The following is a 2718-nucleotide window of genomic DNA, read 5'->3' as shown; positions in this document are numbered from 1 at the left end:
GCCGGGTCAGGACACCGCGATCTTCAGCAGCTTGATCGCCGCATAGTCGGTGATGTCGCCGCCCACGCGCTTGTTGGCGTAGAACAGCACGTTCGGCTTGGCCGAGAACGGGTCGCGCAGGATGCGCAGGTCCGGACGTTCAGCAATCGTATAGGCCGCACGGAAATCACCAAACGCGATGGCGTGGGCGTTGGCCGCGATATCGGGCATGTCCTCGCAGATCAGCACCCGGTAACCCATCAGCCGCGCCGGTTCACCCTCCTGCAACCCGTCCTGCCAAAGGAAGCGGCCGTCGGCATCCTTCATCTTGCGCACCGCGCCGGTGGTCTTGGAGTTCATCACGAAGGTCGCATTGGCGCGGTAATCGGCGCCCAGCGAATAGATCAGGTTGATCAGGCAATCGGCCGAACTGGTCGGCGCGAAATCCGCGGCCGCCCCGGTCGGAATGTAGCCGATGCTGCCCCAGGTCCAGGACGCATTCGCCACCTTGGCGGGCAACAAAATACCCTTTGGCTTGTCGATCCCGTCGCCGTTGATGAACGCCGCTGCCTCGGCACGGATGAACCGCGTGGCGATCTTTTCCGCCAGCCAGCCCTCGACATCGAACGCGCTGTCGTCCAGCAGGCGCTGGCTTGCCTTCGGCATCGCGGCCAGTTCGTGCAGCTTGATCGAGATGCGCTCGATCAGCGGCGTCGCGGTTTGGTCGTGGCCGCCACTTCGGTGGCCCAGCCCGAACCCACTTCGCTGCGGTCGATCAGCACATCGAACGACGTCGCTTCAACCTGAACCACATTCGCCACCGACCGCAGCGAAGAGGTCGCAAACAGCATCGACCGGATCCGGTCCGCCGTCTGCGGGTCGATCAGAAAGCCGCCATCGGCCGACACCGCAGTCGACAGCGCCTTGCCTTCCAGCGTCAGCCCCCGCAGCGCGTCGTCATCGCCCGACCGCAGATAGGCGTTGAACGCCTTCTGGTGCGGGGCATGTCCTTCGGCCTGTGCCGAAAGCGCGGGGCGGCCATAGCTCATCGTCTTTGCATTCAACATGGTCAGTCGCTCTTCCTGTTGTTTCAAGCTGGATTTCACTTCGTCCTGAAAGCCTTGGAATTCCTTCAGGAAACCCGACATGGCGGTCTTCACTTCCGCAGCCGGTGTCTGGGCATCATTCTGGGCGCGGGAACATGCGTTCCCGGCCCGAGCCTCTCTCTCGGTCATCGTCACATCCTCAGTTGATGGGAAAAGGCCCCTGGCGCCTCAGCGTTCCGCCAGGCTCCGGCGTGCGTCCTCAAGGACCCTCGCCACGTCGCGCAAGGCTGCGTCCATGGCGTCATCCGCCTTGGCCGAAACCCGCGCCTCGGGAAGCATCGGAAAGGTGACCAGAGACACTTCCCAAAGCTCCAGCTCCGACAACAGGCGTTGCCCCTTGCCGTCACGTTCCGCTTTCACCGTGCGATAGCCGATCGACAGGCCATCAATCGCCCCGGCGTCCAGAAGGGCCGCCGCCTCGCGCCCCTTCGCCACTTCCGTCAGGATGCGGCCCTTGACCCATAGGCCGGCGCCGTCCTCGCGCACCTCATCCCATACCCCGATCGGCTGGGCCGGGTCATGCTGCCACAGCATCTTGACCCGGCCCCCGCCGGCGGCCAGGCGCTTCAGGCTGGCCGCATAGGCCCCCTTCAGCACCACATCGCCGCCCTGATCCTTTTTACCAAACAGCGACGCATAGCCCGCCACCACATGCCCGTCTGTCACGGTCAAACCCACCTCCGGGCGGGTGAATTTCCGCTCCGGCGCGCCCCAGTTTGCAAGACCCATGTCCATCGTCATCGCTTCACCTCGTTGCCGCATTGATCACTGCCTCGGCCATCTGTGACAGCAGGAATGCCGCCACCCCGTAAACCCCCAGCCAGATCCGCTTTTCCAGCCGCTCCAGCGCCGCGTCGATCAGCCCCAGACGGTAATCCAGCGCCGCCCAGCGCTCGTCAGCCACCCGCTCGTTCGCCTCGATCCGGGCGGCCGCCGCGTCAAAGCTGTCGTACAGGAACCGCGATCCGCCCTCGGTCTTGCGACCGGTCCCGGCGGCCGTCATTCCTCCTCCACAAGCTTTGGCAGGCCCAGGATCATCCGCTTTTCCGCCGGCGTCAGGAAATCGGCCGCCCCCACCCGGGCCCACTGCTGATCGCGCTCAGCCGCCAGCGCCGGGATCTGGTCCAGATCCGCCCGCAACTCGACCGGCTCGGTGCCGAACGCCTGCAACCAATGCGACATCGACCCCAGCACCCGCCCCACCAGCGGCAGCACTGTCAGCCGATAGAACGCCCGGTTTGCTTCCTGATAATTCGCGTAAGTCGCGTCACCGGGAATGCCCATCAACATCGGCGGCACCCCGAAAGCGATGGCACTCTCGCGTGCCGCCGCTTCCTTGGTTTTCTGGAAGTCCAAGTCGCTGGGGGTGAACCCCATCGGCTTCCAATCAAGCCCGCCTTCCAGCAGCATCGGACGCCCGGCATTGCGTGCGCCTTGATGGTGGCTCTCCATCTCGCTCACCAGCCGGTCATACTGATCGGTAGACAGGCTAGATTGCCCGTCTGCACCCTTGTAGATGATCGCGCCCGAGGGCCGTGCGGCATTGTCCAGCAGGGCCTTTGACCAGGCGCTGGCGCTGTTGTGCACGTCCACGGCCACCGCCGCCGCCTGCATTGGCGAGAACCCGTAATGG

General features: G+C 64.7%; 3 protein-coding genes and 1 pseudogene. All 4 read right to left on the bottom strand.

From position 1 onward, the window contains the following. Positions 1-6: 6 nt before the first annotated feature. Positions 7-1214 (bottom strand): annotated as a pseudogene (locus tag RMO18_RS13780) (phage major capsid protein). Positions 1215-1253: 39 nt separating this feature from the next. Further along, on the bottom strand, positions 1254-1826 hold the full coding sequence (locus RMO18_RS13775; RefSeq protein WP_405054077.1) for an HK97 family phage prohead protease: 573 nt from the start codon (positions 1824-1826) through the stop codon (positions 1254-1256). Positions 1827-1830: 4 nt separating this feature from the next. Further along, positions 1831-2088, bottom strand: coding sequence for a hypothetical protein (locus RMO18_RS13770; protein WP_309666638.1), 258 nt, complete (start codon positions 2086-2088; stop codon positions 1831-1833). Beyond that, positions 2085-2718: phage portal protein (locus RMO18_RS13765; RefSeq protein ID WP_309666636.1), on the bottom strand; the 634-nt coding region annotated here is incomplete at its 5' end. The genes RMO18_RS13770 and RMO18_RS13765, both read right to left, overlap by 4 nt.

The sequence above is a fragment of the Tabrizicola sp. genome, assembly GCF_031377265.1.
GTDB lineage: Bacteria > Pseudomonadota > Alphaproteobacteria > Rhodobacterales > Rhodobacteraceae > JAUYQR01.
Note: the sequence above shows the minus strand (reverse complement) of the source record. Positions and strands in the feature narration are given on the sequence as shown.

Excerpts from the sequence above, each read along its gene's own strand:
- RMO18_RS13770 (WP_309666638.1), bottom strand. The coding sequence starts at position 2,088 with ATGACGGCCGCCGGGACCGGTCGCAAGACCGAGGGCGGATCGCGGTTC.
- RMO18_RS13775 (WP_405054077.1), bottom strand. The coding sequence starts at position 1,826 with ATGACGATGGACATGGGTCTTGCAAACTGGGGCGCGCCGGAGCGGAAA.